General features: G+C 69.7%; 12 protein-coding genes. 7 read left to right on the forward strand and 5 right to left on the reverse strand.

The genetic code is table 11. The features are described from left to right. Positions 1-29: 29 nt before the first annotated feature. On the reverse strand, positions 30-1346 hold the full coding sequence (locus OHT77_RS23470) for a M18 family aminopeptidase (RefSeq protein ID WP_266770320.1): 1317 nt from the start codon (positions 1344-1346) through the stop codon (positions 30-32). 120 nt (positions 1347-1466) lie between these two features. Next, the gene (locus OHT77_RS23475) at positions 1467-3293 is read right to left on the reverse strand and encodes an acyl-CoA dehydrogenase (RefSeq protein WP_328830463.1); all 1827 of its coding nucleotides are present in this window, start codon (positions 3291-3293) and stop codon (positions 1467-1469) included. Between the two features lie 149 nt (positions 3294-3442). On the opposite strand from OHT77_RS23475, the gene OHT77_RS23480 reads away from it, so the two are divergent. After that, a complete protein-coding gene (locus OHT77_RS23480; RefSeq protein ID WP_019073480.1) occupies positions 3443-3916 on the forward strand; it encodes an SseB family protein in 474 nt (157 codons plus the stop codon). 130 nt (positions 3917-4046) lie between these two features. After that, on the forward strand, positions 4047-5018 hold the full coding sequence (locus OHT77_RS23485) for a pirin family protein (RefSeq protein WP_328830464.1): 972 nt from the start codon (positions 4047-4049) through the stop codon (positions 5016-5018). Between the two features lie 98 nt (positions 5019-5116). Here OHT77_RS23485 and OHT77_RS23490 read toward each other — a convergent pair whose 3' ends face one another. Beyond that, positions 5117-5320: a cold-shock protein gene (locus OHT77_RS23490; RefSeq protein ID WP_266770310.1), complete on the reverse strand. Its 204-nt coding sequence runs from the start codon at positions 5318-5320 to the stop codon at positions 5117-5119. A 65-nt stretch (positions 5321-5385) separates the two neighbouring features. Further along, the gene (locus OHT77_RS23495; RefSeq protein ID WP_328830465.1) at positions 5386-5622 is read right to left on the reverse strand and encodes a hypothetical protein; all 237 of its coding nucleotides are present in this window, start codon (positions 5620-5622) and stop codon (positions 5386-5388) included. Positions 5623-5739: 117 nt separating this feature from the next. Between OHT77_RS23495 and OHT77_RS23500 the strand changes: the two genes are divergently transcribed. Next, entirely contained in the window at positions 5740-6828 is a 1089-nt protein-coding gene (locus OHT77_RS23500; protein ID WP_328830466.1) for an AI-2E family transporter, read from the forward strand. Here the strand turns inward: OHT77_RS23500 and OHT77_RS23505 are convergent. Beyond that, the gene (locus OHT77_RS23505) at positions 6756-8939 is read right to left on the reverse strand and encodes a SpoIIE family protein phosphatase (protein ID WP_328830467.1); all 2184 of its coding nucleotides are present in this window, start codon (positions 8937-8939) and stop codon (positions 6756-6758) included. The two genes, OHT77_RS23500 and OHT77_RS23505, sit on opposite strands and share 73 nt — an antisense overlap. 165 nt (positions 8940-9104) lie before the next feature. Here OHT77_RS23505 and aspS point away from each other — a divergent pair, with 165 nt between their 5' ends. From aspS to OHT77_RS23525, 4 genes are all read left to right on the forward strand, one after another. Beyond that, on the forward strand, positions 9105-10868 hold the full coding sequence (aspS, locus tag OHT77_RS23510; protein ID WP_266770304.1) for an aspartate--tRNA ligase: 1764 nt from the start codon (positions 9105-9107) through the stop codon (positions 10866-10868). A 122-nt stretch (positions 10869-10990) separates the two neighbouring features. Then, positions 10991-11965 carry an intradiol ring-cleavage dioxygenase gene (locus OHT77_RS23515; protein ID WP_328830468.1) on the forward strand — a complete coding sequence of 325 codons (975 nt, stop codon included), beginning with the start codon at positions 10991-10993 and terminating at the stop codon, positions 11963-11965. Positions 11966-12122: 157 nt separating this feature from the next. Beyond that, positions 12123-12506: a hypothetical protein gene (locus OHT77_RS23520; RefSeq protein ID WP_328830469.1), complete on the forward strand. Its 384-nt coding sequence runs from the start codon at positions 12123-12125 to the stop codon at positions 12504-12506. A gap of 219 nt (positions 12507-12725) precedes the next feature. Next, positions 12726-14075 carry a pectate lyase family protein gene (locus tag OHT77_RS23525; protein ID WP_328830470.1) on the forward strand — a complete coding sequence of 450 codons (1350 nt, stop codon included), beginning with the start codon at positions 12726-12728 and terminating at the stop codon, positions 14073-14075. The last annotated feature ends 57 nt before the right edge of the window (positions 14076-14132 follow it).

A 14132-nucleotide genomic window follows, 5' to 3' on the forward strand; every position in this document is an offset into this window, starting at 1 on the left:
ACAACACCCATGCGCCGGGCGGCAGTTGACTAGCCCTCCAGGAACGCCTTCAGCGAGTTGGCCAGCAGGAACGGGTCGCTGTCCCCGCAGAGTTCGCGGGCGCTGTGCATCGAGAGGATCGCCACGCCGATGTCGACGGTCTTGATGCCGTGCCGGGCCGCGGTGATCGGACCGATCGTCGTCCCGCAGGGCATCGAGTTGTTGGAGACGAAGGTCTGGAAGGGCACACCGGCCTTCTCGCAGGCCGCGGCGAACACCGCACGGCCCGAACCGTCCGTGGCGTAGCGGTTGTTGACGTTGACCTTGAGGATCGGGCCGCCGTTGACGCGCGGGTGGTGCGTCGGGTCGTGCCGCTCCGCGTAGTTCGGGTGCACCGCGTGCCCCGTGTCCGAGGACAGGCACACGGTCCCCGCGAACGCCCGCGCCCGGTCCTCGTAGGAACCGCCCCGCGCGAACACCGAGCGCTCCAGGATGCCGCCGAGCAGCGGCCCGTCCGCGCCCGTGTCGGACTGCGAACCGTTCTCCTCGTGGTCGAAGCCGGCCAGCACGGGGATGTACGGCAGGTTCTCGTGCGCGGCGGCGGAGGTGAGGGCGGCGAGGCCCGCGTGCAGGGACAGCAGGTTGTCCATGCGCGGACCGGCGACGAACTCCTGGTCGCGGCCCAGGTAGGCGGGCGCCTCCACGGAGTGCGTCATCAGGTCCCAGCCGGTGACCTCGCCCGGCGCGAGCCCCGACTCCTCCTCCAGGAAGGCGATCAGGTCGCCGTCGCGGACGTCGTCCCCGAGGCCCCAGATCGGCTGGAGGTGGCGCTGCTTGTCGAGCTTGAGCCCGTCCGCCGACACGGAACGGTCCAGGTGGATGGCGAGTTGGGGCACTCTGAGCAGCGGCCGGTCCACGTTCACCAGCCGGGTCGAACCGTCCCGCAGGCTCAGCCGCCCGGCGAGACCGAGATCGCGGTCCAGCCAGGAGTTGAGCAGCGGGCCGCCGTAGATCTCGACGGCGACCTGGCGGAAGCCGTGCGCGCCGGTGTCCGGGCGCGGCTTGACCCGCAGGTTCGGGGAGTCGGTGTGGGCCCCGACGATCCGGAAGGGGGTGTGGGGTGCGGCGCCCTCGGGGACGAACCAGGCGACGATCGCGCCGCCGCGCAGCACGTACTTGCCGCCGATCCCCGCGGCGGCCGACGGCGTCCCGGTGTCCCAGGCGTCCGTCTCGGCGACCTGCCTGAATCCGGCCTTCTCCAGCCGCTCGGCGGTGTTCGCCACGGCGTGGTACGGCGTGGGACTCGCCGCCAGGAAGGACATCAGGTCGTCGGTGTGGCCGCGGTCGAAGCGGGAGGGTTCGCTCATGGGGTTCACCTTAACGACGTACGAGGGCCCGCCCCCGGTGTCGGGAGCGGGCCCTCACAAGGGCGATGTGGGGTTTCGCGAAGCTGTACCGGTGTTGTCCTGGAACGTGTTCGCGGCCGCCTAGAAGGCTGCCTCGTCCAGCTCCATGAGGTCCAGTTCTACGCCCTCGGCCACCTTGCGGGCGAGGGTCACGCCGGGCAGAACCGTGGCCGCGAAGAACTTCGCCGCCGCGATCTTGCCGGTGTAGAAGGCCCTGTCCTTGGCCGGGGCCGTCTCCAGCTTCTCGGCGGCGATCGCGGCACCCCTGAGGAGCAGGTAGCCGACGACGACGTCACCGGAGGCGAGCAGCAGGCGGGTGGTGTTGAGGCCCACCTTGTAGATGCTCTTGACGTCCTGCTCGGTCGCCGCGAGGTCGGTCAGCATCAGGCCGACGATGGCCTCCAGCTCGACGGCCGCCTTGGCGAGGTGCTCGCGCGCCCCGGCCAGGTCCTCGCCGCCGGTGCCCAGCGCGAGGAACTTCTTGATGTCCTCGGCGAGGGAGTTGAGGGCCGCGCCCTGGTTGCGGACGATCTTCCGGAAGAAGAAGTCCTGGCCCTGGATCGCGGTGGTGCCCTCGTACAGGGTGTCGATCTTGGCGTCCCGGATGTACTGCTCGATCGGGTACTCCTGGAGGAACCCGGAGCCGCCGAAGGTCTGCAGCGACTGCGCGAGCTGCTCGTAGCCCTTCTCGGAGCCGTAGCCCTTCACGATCGGCAGGAGCAGGTCGTTGAGGGCCTCCAGGGTGGCGGTGTCCTCGCCCGAGGCCTCCTTGACCTGGATCTCGTCCTGGATCGCGGCGGTGTGCAGCACCAGGGCACGCATGCCCTCGGCGTAGGCCTTCTGCGTCATGAGCGAGCGGCGCACGTCGGGGTGGTGCGTGATGGTGACCTTGGGCGCGGTCTTGTCCATGAAGTTCGCCAGGTCGGGGCCCTGGACGCGCTCCTTGGCGTACTCCAGCGCGTTCAGGTAGCCCGTCGACAGGGTGGAGATCGCCTTCGTGCCGACCATCATGCGGGCGAACTCGATGATGCGGAACATCTGGCGGATGCCGTCGTGCTTGTCGCCGATCAGCCAGCCCTTGGCGGGGTGGCGGTCGCCGAAGGTCATCTCGCAGGTGTTGGACGCCTTGAGGCCCATCTTGTGCTCGACGTTCGTGGCGTAGACGCCGTTGCGCTCGCCCAGCTCGCCGGTCTCGAAGTCGAACTCGTACTTCGGGACGAGGAACAGCGACAGGCCCTTGGTGCCGGGGCCGGCGCCCTCGGGGCGGGCGAGGACGTAGTGGAGGATGTTCTCCGACATGTCGTGCTCACCGGACGTGATGAAGCGCTTCACGCCCTCGATGTGCCAGGAGCCGTCGTCCTGCTGGACGGCCTTGGTGCGGCCGGCGCCGACGTCCGAGCCCGCGTCGGGCTCGGTGAGGACCATCGTGGAGCCCCACTGCTTGTCCACGGCGATCTTCGCGATGTGCTTCTGGACCTCGTTGCCCTCCTCGAAGAGGATGCCCGCGAACGCGGGACCCGAGGAGTACATCCAGACGGCCGGGTTCGCGCCGAGCACCAGCTCCGCGTAGGCCCAGATGAGGGAGCGGGGCGCGGTGGAGCCGCCGATCTCCTCGGGCAGGCCGAGACGCCAGTACTCGGAGTCCATGAACGCCTTGTACGACTTCTTGAAGGAGGCCGGTACGGGCGCGGTGTTGGTCTCGGGGTCGAAGACGGGAGGGTTGCGGTCGGCGTCCGCGAAGGACTCCGCCAGCTCGTTCTCCGAGAGGCGCGTCAGCTCCGCCAGGACGCTCTTCGCGGTGTCCGTGTCCATCTCCGCGAACGGACCGGTTCCGTACAGCTTGTCGCGCCCGAGGACCTCGAAGAGGTTGAACTCGATGTCGCGGAGATTCGACTTGTAGTGCCCCATGGCGACGACTCCGTAAGAGATATGTGCAACGAGATGTGTACTGAGCTGCGTATCGAGCTGCGTACCAAGCAGTAGCTACGATGATGCTACCCGCCGGTAATAAGAAGCAACCCCAAGCCGTCCATCTGTGACTCAGTAGTCTTGCCCCCATGTACGGCTACGACCAGAACGTGGGCGCTCAGCAGGGGTACGTCCCGCCCCAGCAGCAGATGGCCGGTGGCGTGGGCGGCTACGGCCAGCAGCCGCCGCTCTACCCCGAGCCGTCGCCGCCCTCGCTCGCGGACGCGGTGCGCGCGTTCACCACCGGGCAGATGGCGGCCGAGGACTTCCAGCAGGTCTTCGCGACCTCCAAGGTGTACTGCCCGCGCGGTGACAACCCGGGCTTCCTCGCGCTCCACAACACCCAGCAGCCGGTGATCCCGATGTTCACCTCGCTCAAGGAACTGCGCCGTTACGCCGGCAAGGAGTCCAAGTACTTCGTCATCACCGGCGCCGAGGTCATCGACCTGCTGCCGACGGGGTACGGCTTCGTCGTCGACATGGAGGGCGAGCACCGGATGGTGTTCGACGCGAAGGCGGTCGAGCAGATGGTGGAGTTCGCGATGCGCCGGATGTACGGCTGACCCGCGCCGCGGCGCTCGATCGCCCCGTCTCCTGTGGAAGCCCGGAGGGAATGCCCTCCGGGCTTCTTCTGTTGTGGGGTAGCAGAAAGTTCAACGCTCAACTAAACTCGACGCACAAGGAGGTCCCGACATGCCTGCAGTGACCGTAGAGAACCCGCTGACCCTGCCCCGCGTGGCCGCGCCGGCCGACGCCGTGGCACGTCCCGTGCTCGCCGTCTCGACCGCGCCCAGCGGTTTCGAGGGTGAGGGCTTCCCGGTGCGCCGCGCGTTCGCCGGGATCAACTACCGCCACCTCGACCCGTTCATCATGATGGACCAGATGGGCGAGGTGGAGTACGCGCCGGGCGAGCCCAAGGGCACCCCGTGGCACCCCCACCGCGGCTTCGAGACCGTCACCTACATCATCGACGGCGTCTTCGACCACCAGGACTCCAACGGCGGTGGCGGCACCATCACCAACGGCGACACGCAGTGGATGACGGCGGGCGCGGGCCTGCTGCACATCGAGGCGCCGCCGGAGCAGCTCGTCATGTCCGGCGGTCTCTTCCACGGCCTGCAGCTGTGGGTGAACCTCCCGGCCAAGGACAAGATGATGCCCCCGCGCTACCAGGACATCCGCGGTGGCCAGGTGCAGCTGCTGACGACCCCGGACGGCGGCGCGCTGCTCCGCGTCATCGCCGGTGAGCTGGACGGTCACCAGGGGCCGGGCATCACCCACACGCCGATCACGATGATCCACGCGACGGTGGCTCCGGGTGCGGAAGTGACCCTGCCCTGGCGCGAGGACTTCAACGGCCTCGTCTACGTCCTCGCGGGCAAGGGCTCGGTCGGTGCCGACCGTCGTCCGGTCCACATGGGCCAGACCGCCGTGTTCGGCGCCGGTTCCTCGCTGACCGTCCGCGCGGACGAGCAGCAGGACGGCAACACCCCGGACCTGGAGGTCGCGATCCTCGGTGGTCAGCCGATCCGCGAGCCGATGGCGCACTACGGTCCGTTCGTCATGAACACCCGCGAGGAGCTCCAGCAGGCGTTCGAGGACTTCCAGAAGGGCCGGCTGGGCACCATCCCGGCCGTGCACGGAATGGGTGAGGGCGGCCTGTAAGCCTCACCGCACCGGAAATGACCGAAGCCCCGTCCATGCCGGACGGGGCTTCGGGTTATGCCGGTTGGGTTCGGCGCGGCAGCCGGGTCAGGCGACGGTCAGGCGACCTGGACCTGGTCGGCCTGCGGGCCCTTGGGGCCCTGCGTGGTCGTGAAGGAGACCCGCTGGTTCTCCTCGAGGCTGCGGTAGCCGCCCGAGTCGATCGCGGAGTAGTGGACGAAGACGTCCGGGGTGCCGTCGTCCGGCGCGATGAAGCCGAACCCCTTCTCGGCGTTGAACCACTTCACAGTTCCCTCAGCCATGCGATGTCTTCCCTTGAGCTGGACGCGATGAACGGAAAGTAACTGTACCGGCACTCAGTGTCGCGTCAGGAGGGGTCCAGGACGTTGCCGTTCACGCAGTGGTTCACCGTGTTGCCCACCCAGGGGCTGCCCACCGGCACCACGGCGAGTTCCTGGAAGCACACGGACGCGGCGGAGAAGTTCCAGTTGTTCGCGGCGTTCACACCGGTCCCGAAGTTCGAGTCGTCGTCGGCGTGCGCGGCGGGGGCGGCGAATGCAAGGGCGGCGGCGGGCAGCGCGGCCAGCATCATGATCTTCTTCATGCACCGGCAACGACGGACGCAGGCCCCCGGACACGCCACGCCGCCCGTCCCGGCCCGCCGTCACCCGGGCGGCCCGTCCCGGGCGCCCGGCCGCCCGGCGCGTGATCGGGTGGGTGTGTGCAGCTCCTCCCCGATCCCGTACGACGGCTCGCCGCCTGGTGCGCCGTCATCCTGCTCGTCGCGGGGGTCGGCTACGTCGGGATCCGGCTCTGCTCCGAGCTGAAGACCGCGGTGACGCCCGTGCTGCTGGCGCTGCTGGGCACGGCGCTGCTCGGGCCGCTGTACCGGCGGCTGGTGAAGGCGCACGTGAACCGGTCGGTGGCCGCGATGATCACGTGTGTCGCGGTGGTCGCGGTGGTCGGCGGGGCCGTGTACATCGTGGTCGCCGCGCTGATCGACACCGGCGACCAGATCGTGGCTTCACTGAAGGACGCGGGGAACTCCCTCGCCGACCACTTCGGGGCGGCGGGCACGTCGGTGGGCGATCTCGCGTCCAACGCCAAGGAGTTGCTGACCAAGTTCGGCGGTACGGCCGCCTCGAACGTCATCAGCGGAGTCAGTGTCGTCGGCGAGACCCTCGCGATGGCCGTCCTGGCGCTGCTGCTCGTCTTCTTCTTCCTCCGGGACTCCGACGGCGCCGCCGGACTCCTGCGCTCGCTCGCGCCGCGCGGCACCGCCGATGTCGTCGAGGCCATGGCCCGCCGTGCCTTCGAGGGCGTCGAGGGCTTCATGCGGGGCACCACCGTCATCGCCCTCATCGACGCCTTCTGCATCGGCGTCGGACTGCTGATCCTGGACGTGCCGGGCGCGTTCGGCCTGGCCGCGCTCGTCTTCGTGGGCGCCTACATCCCCTACCTCGGCGCGTTCCTCTCGGGCGCGGTCGCGGTGCTGGTCGCGCTCGCCGACCGGGGTTTCGTGATCGCGCTGTGGGCGCTCGGGGTCGTCCTGGCCGTGCAAGTGCTTGAGGGGCACGTGCTCCAGCCGATGATCCAGAGCCGGACCGTGCAGATGCACCCGGCGGTCGTGATGGTCGCGATCACCGCGGGCGCGTCCGTCGCCGGGATCCTCGGGATGCTGCTCGCGGTGCCGCTGACCGCCGCCGCCTTCGGGGTCGTGCACGAACTGCGGGAGCGTTACGCGTCCCAGGAACCGAACTCCGCGATGTCACCGGCGACCGCGCCGTCGCCCGAGCCGTCGGACTCGTAGAGCTCGAACCAGATGCTTTTGCCCTCGCCCCTCGGGTCGACGCCCCAGGTGTCGGCGAGGAGTTCGATGAGGAGCAACCCGCGCCCGGAGGACGCCAGTTCACCGGGGTGCCGCTTGTGCGGGAGGTCGTCGCCGGCGTCGGTGACCTCGACCCGCAGCCGCCGCTCGCCCACCTCGCCGGTCACCTCGACGGTCAGCAGGGCGTCGGCGTCGGTGTGCACGAGGACGTTGGTGAGCATCTCGGAGACGAGCAGCACCGCCGAGTCGACCTGGTCGGCGCCGGTCCAGTCGTGGAGGAGTTCCCGCAGCTGCTGGCGGGCCACCGCGATCCGCTCGGGCTCGGCCTGCGCGACCGTGAGGACCGTACGGCGGATCCTCGGCGGCACGGTGACGGTGTCGCCGCAGCCGCAGGTCTCGCCCTCCCGGGCCAGCAGGAGTACGGCGATGTCGTCCTCGCGGCGGTCGGCGAGCGGGCCGGTGGTGTGGTGCGAGGAGGGTCCGTGGACGGCCTGGACGAGCGCGTCGGCGAGTTCCTCCAGGTCGCCCTTGTGCTCCTCCAGGATCGCCCGGATGCGCTGCCAGCCGGTGTCGAGGTCGTGGCCGCCGGTCTCGATCAGGCCGTCGGTGCAGATCAGCATGGTCTCGCCGGGCTCCAGGGCGAGGGTGGTCGTCGGGTAGTCGGCGTCCGGGTCGATGCCGAGCGGCAGTCCACCGGCGGTGGGCCGGGTCAGCACCGTGCCGTCGGCCATGCGTATGGCCGGGTCGGGGTGGCCGGCGCGGGCGATCTCCAGGACCCCGGTCGCCGGGTCGGCCTCGACGTAGAGGCAGGTCGCGAAGCGCGGGTCGGCCTTCTCGGCGTCGCCGTTGGTGATGCCGTGCAGGAAGCGGGAGGCGCGGGATAGCACCGCGTCGGGGCGGTGGCCTTCGGAGGCGTAGGCGCGCAGGGCGATGCGGAGCTGGCCCATCAGTCCGGCGGCGCGCACGTCGTGGCCCTGTACGTCACCGATGACGAGGGCGATACGGCCTCCCCCGGAGGGGCCCCCGGGCAGCGGGATCATGTCGTACCAGTCGCCGCCGACCTGGAGGCCGCCGCCGGTCGGGATGTAGCGGGCGGCGACGCTCATGCCGGGGATCTCCGGGCCCAGCGTGGGCAGCATCGAGCGCTGGAGGCCGTCGGTCAGCTCGCGTTCGGACTCGGCGACGCCGGCGCGGGAGAGGGCCTGGGCGAGCATGCGGGCGACCGTGGTGAGGACGGACCGCTCGTCGGGCGTGAAGGCGACCGGGTAGGTGAAGGCGGCCATCCAGGCGCCCATGGTCCGCCCGGCCACGGTCAGCGGCAGGAACGCCCAGGACTGCCGGTGGAAGTGCTGGGCGAGCGGCCAGGTGACCGGATAGCGCTCCTTGTACTGCTCGGGCGTGGACAGATAGACGGCACGGCCCGTCCGGACGACCTCGGCGGCCGGGTAGTCCGTCACCATCGACATGTGCGAGAACGGGTCCTCGTCGCCCGGCTGGTGCCCGTGGTGGCCGACTATCGTCAGGCGGTCGCCCGATACGCCGAACACGGCGAGCCCGTCCGGTGAGAAGCCCGGCATCGACAGGCCCGCCGCGACCCGCAGCACCTCCGCCGTGGACCGCGCCTCCGCGAGCGCCCGGCCCGCGTCCAGCAGGAACGCCTCGCGCGAGCGCCGCCAGTCACCGGTGACGGCCGTCCGTCCGGCCGGGGTGCCCGGAGTGGGCTCGGCGACCTCCTGGAGGGTGCCGATCAGCTCGTACGACCGTTTCTCGGGGTTGTACGACGGTTTGGAGCGGCTGCGGACGACGCGGATGATCCGGCCCCGCTCGTCCATGATCCGGATGCGGACCTCGGCGAGGGTGCCCTCGGCGACGGCCAGCCCGACGACCCCCGTGATCTCGTTCCAGTCCACGGGGTGGAGTCGGGCCCGGGTCTGGGCCTCCGTGAGGGTGGTCTGTTCGGGGGGCAGCCCGAGCAGCCGTGCGGCCTCGGCGTCCACCGTGACCAGGTCCGAGGCGGTGTCCCAGTGCCACAGGCCGGTCGCGAGGGCGGCGAGTACCTCCCCCACGGCGGGCAGGGGCTCACCAGTGCGCATTGCCCCACTGTAAGAAGACGGGATCGAAACCTGCCACCGAGGGAGCCTTGCGTTAATGGTGGGGAGGCGATCAATGGGTGGCCGGTACCCTTGGGACGTCCGGGCTCCGGCCCCGGACGTTTCACGTGAAACACTCCCCGATCCGCGAAGGCTGGATGAACGACGATGCATCGGTACAGGTCCCACACCTGCGGCGAGCTCCGCGCCTCTGACGTCGGCACCGACGTCCGGCTGAGCGGCTGGCTGCACAATCGCCGAGACCTGGGCGGCATCCTCTTCATCGATCTGCGCGATCACTACGGCATCACGCAGCTCGTCGCCCGCCCCGGCACGCCCGCGTACGAGGCTCTCGACAAGGTGACCAAGGAGTCGACGGTCCGCGTCGACGGCAAGGTCGTCTCCCGCGGCACGGACAACGTGAACCCGGATCTGCCGACCGGTGAGATCGAGGTCGAGGTCGGCGAGGTCGAGCTGCTCGGTGCCGCCGCCCCGCTGCCCTTCACGATCAACACCGAGGACGGGGTCAACGAGGAGCGGCGCCTGGAGTACCGCTTCCTGGACCTGCGCCGCGAGCGCATGCACCGCAACATCATGCTGCGGTCCTCCGTGATCGCCTCGATCCGCTCGAAGATGGTCGCCCTCGGCTTCAACGAGATGGCCACCCCGATCCTGTCCGCGACCTCCCCCGAGGGCGCGCGCGACTTCGTGGTCCCGTCCCGTCTGAACCCGGGCAAGTTCTACGCCCTTCCGCAGGCGCCGCAGCAGTTCAAGCAGCTGCTGATGATCTCCGGCTTCGACCGCTACTTCCAGATCGCGCCCTGCTTCCGCGACGAGGACGCCCGCGCGGACCGCTCGCCGGGCGAGTTCTACCAGCTCGACGTCGAGATGAGCTTCGTGGAGCAGGAAGACGTCTTCCAGCCCATCGAGAAGCTGATGACGGAGCTGTTCACGGAGTTCGGCGGCGGCCAGGAGGTCACCTCGCCGTTCCCGCGCATCCCGTTCCGCGAGTCGATGCTGAAGTACGGCTCCGACAAGCCGGACCTGCGCGCCAAGCTCGAACTCACCGACATCACCGACGTGTTCGAGGGCTCGGAGTTCAAGGCCTTCGCCGGCAAGCACGTGCGTGCGCTGCCGGTGCCGGACGTCTCGGCGCAGCCCCGCAAGTTCTTCGACCAGCTCGGCGACTTCGCGGTCACCCTCGGCGCGAAGGGCCTGGCCTGGGTCCGCGTGACCGAGGACGGCTCGCTGACGGGCCCGATCGCGAAGTTCCTCACCGAGGAGAACATCGCCGAGCTGACCAAGCGCCTGTCGCTGGCCCCCGGCCACGCGGTGTTCTTCGGCGCGGGCGAGTTCGAAGAGGTCTCGAAGATCATGGGCGCGGTCCGCGTCGAGGCCGCCAAGCGCGCGGGTCACTTCGAGGAAGGTGTCTTCCGCTTCTGCTGGATCGTCGACTTCCCGATGTACGAGAAGGACGAGGAGACCGGGAAGATCGACTTCTCGCACAACCCGTTCTCGATGCCGCAGGGCGGTCTGGAGGCCCTGGAGACCCAGGACCCGCTGGACATCCTGGGCTGGCAGTACGACATCGTCTGCAACGGCGTGGAGCTGTCCTCCGGCGCGATCCGGAACCACGAGCCCGACATCATGCTCAAGGCCTTCGAGATCGCGGGCTACGACCGTGACACCGTCGAGGAGCAGTTCGCCGGCATGCTGCGCGCGTTCCGCTTCGGCGCCCCGCCGCACGGGGGGATCGCCCCCGGCGTCGACCGCATCGTCATGCTGCTCGCGGAGGAGCCGAACATCCGCGAGACGATCGCGTTCCCGCTCAACGGCAACGCGCAGGACCTGATGATGGGCGCGCCGACGGAGCTGGACGAGACGCGCCTGCGCGAGCTGCACCTGTCGGTGCGGAAGCCGCAGCCGAAGTAGCACCACCAGGCAGGCGAGGGGGCTCGAAACCGACGACGGTTTCGAGCCCCTTTCGTATGCCCACAGCATTCACAGCGCATTCTCATGTTCATGTCATGTTGGCTGCCCCTAGCGTCCCCGGCATGACGGATTCCCGAGTACCCCCCATGGATTCTGAACTCCCCGAGGACAAGGGGAAGTTGACGCGCCGTACGGTCCTGGTGGCCGGAGGCGCGGCGGTGACGGCGGTGGGCGTGGGCGGCGTGCTGTCGGCGAACGCCTCCGCGCAGGAGGCCGGCCTGGCGGCCGCGAGCCCGACGGCGGACACCTGCTACCAGCTCACCTCGGAGCTGGTCGAGGGCCCGTACTACATCGACGCGGACAAGCTCCGCCGCGACGTCACGGAGGACCAGGAGGGCATCCCGCTCGCCCTGGACCTCACGGTGATCGACGCCGACACGTGCAGGCCGCTGCGCAACGCGGCCGTCGACATCTGGCACTGCAACGCGACCGGCGTCTACTCCGGCTACGAGGCGGGCGGCGGCGGTGGCCCGGCCCCCACGGGCCCGCCGCCGTCCGGCACCCCGACCGGCACCCCCACGGACGGCCCGCCCGGCGGTGGCGGAGGCCACCAGGAACCCACCGACGACGACCGCTTCCTGCGCGGCACCTGGCACACCGACCGCCACGGCCACGTCACCTTCAGGACGGTCTTCCCCGGCTGGTACCAGGGCCGCTGCGTCCACATCCACGTCAAGGTCCACGTCGACGGCACCTGGACCGACGCGGGCTACGAGGGCGGCCACACCTGCCACACGGGCCAGCTCTTCTTCGACGAGAAGTCGGTCCTCGCGACGTCGGTCCTCGAACCGTACGTCTCCAACACCACGACCCGCACGACCCTCGCCGAGGACGGCATCTACCCCCAGAACGGCCACGCGGGCGGCCTGCTCTACCTCCAGTACGACAGACGCCGGATCGGCCGGGGCGTACGCGCGCGCCTGACGCTCGGGGTGGCGCCCGACGAGACGCACGACGGCTCGGACGGCGGGGGACCGGGAGGCCCCGGCGGCCCGACCACATCCCCGTCGACGTCACCGTCACCCTCGGCGGCCTGACGGAACGAAGGCCCCGTACGCCCCCTCCCGCCCCCACCATGGAAACCTCGCAGCGGACACACAGGAATATCGATGTGCCTGCACAGAGGCAGGGCGTGTCATGGACGTACGGGGCCGGAACCGCCCGGCCCGTGCCATGTGAGGCCTGGAGGTAGCGATGGGATACGTCGTGCTCGCACTGCTGTTGATCGCCGGGGCGGCGTTCGCCGTCGCCGCGCAGCGCCGCTCGCACCGGTCCCGGAACCGGTCCGACGTCTCCGACCTGGACGCCGAGGTCGAAGCCAGCGGCTGGGTACTCCGCCTCGGCGCAAGCCTCTCGGCCCCCGAGGCCCACCTCTGGTCCGACGCCGGCGAACCAGCCACCCGAGCCCTCACCGCCGCCGCGGAATGCCACCGCACCGCCACCACCCGCCTCTCCGAGGCCCACACGCCAGCGGAATACGCGGAGGCGACCCGGGCAGCGAAGGAGGGGCTCGCACATGTCGCCACGGCACGAGCGGCACTGGAGAACCGCCCGGCACTCGCGGACTCAGCGGCGTAGACGCAAGGGGCGCCAGGACGGAGGGTCGTCGGAGGCCCAACTCCGGGATGTTCTGCGCGTGGTGATCAACCGGCGGTGTTCCGCTCCCCGACCCAATCGCTGACGGGCCCATCACCGCGTTGGCGGAGAAATTCACGGGTCGGCGGCAACCTTCTCGATCTCCACGGCCACTGAGGAGTCGTAACCCCCTCACCGCACACAGCAGTTAAGGACTCCCCCGTGGCAACGCCCTCCCATCGCCGGTCAGTTCGCAAGCGTCGCACTCTCGTCGTCACCGCCGCCGCGGCTGTCGCGGGTATCGGTGCCGGGTTTCTTGTGCTGAATGCCAACGCGGCCGGTACGTCCGTCGGTCTCTCTCACCAGACCCTTGCCGCGAAGGACGGGTGGGCGTCGTCCGGGGTCGGGACGACCGGTGGGGCGAAGGCCGATGCCGCGCATACCTTCTCTGTCGCCACCCGTGCCCAGCTCGTGAAGGCGTTGGGGTCCGGCGGTGACACCGCGCCGCGGATCGTCAAGGTCACGGGGACGATCGACGCCAACACCGATGACTCCGGGAAGAAGCTGAGCTGCGCCGACTACTCGGCCGGGACCGGGTATTCGTTGGCCGCCTACCTCAAGGCCTTCGATCCGGCCACGTACGGCACCTCCAAGCTGCCATCGGGGACGCAGGAGACCGCGCGGGCCGCCGCGCAGGCCAGGCAGGGGAAGAACGTCGTCTTCCGGGTGCCGGCCAACACGACCGTCGTGGGCGTGCCCGGTACGCACGCCGGGATCACCGGCGGCATGCTGCAGATCCAGGGCGTGGACAACGTCATCGTGCGGAACCTGACCTTCGCCGCCACCCAGGACTGCTTCCCGCAGTGGGACCCGACGGACGGGGACAGCGGCAACTGGAACTCGCAGTACGACGCCGTCACCCTGCGCGGGGCCACGCACGTCTGGGCCGACCACAACACGTTCACCGACGCGCCGGGGCTCGACTCCGCCGACCCGACGTACTACGGGCGGCAGTACCAGATCCATGACGGCGACCTCGACATCACCAAGGGCTCGGACCTGGTGACCGTCGAGCGCAACCAGTTCACCAACCACGACAAGACGATGCTCATCGGCGCCAGCGACACGGACAGCGTCGGCAAGCTGCGCGTCTCCATCCACCACAACGTGTGGAAGGGGATCGTGCAGCGCGCTCCGCTGGCCCGGATCGGGCAGATCCACATCTACAACAACTTCTACGACACCACCGACCTCAACGGCTACGTCCTCCAGTACAGCGTCAACTCCCGCGCCAAGGCGCAGGTCGTCGCCGAGGACAACTACTGGAGGATTCCCGCGAGTCAGAAGACAAGCAAGCTGTTCAGCGGGGACGGCACCGGGTCGATCGCCGGTGGCGGCAACCTCGTCAACGGCACCGCCACCGACCTCGTCGCCGTCTACAACGCCGCCCACTCCAAGAAGCTGAGGACGACCGTGAACTGGACGCCGGCCCTCACCGCCGGTCTGGAGACGTCGGCGAAGAACCTGCCGACGGAACTCGCGACCACTACCGGCGCCGGCGTCCTGTCCTAGCGGGCATGGGGCGGCACCGGCGAACACCGGTCGGTTCGGCACCGGGCCGGTGTGTCC

Origin of the sequence: Streptomyces sp. NBC_00252, from assembly GCF_036187565.1 — a bacterium.
Classification (GTDB): Bacteria; Actinomycetota; Actinomycetes; order Streptomycetales; family Streptomycetaceae; genus Streptomyces.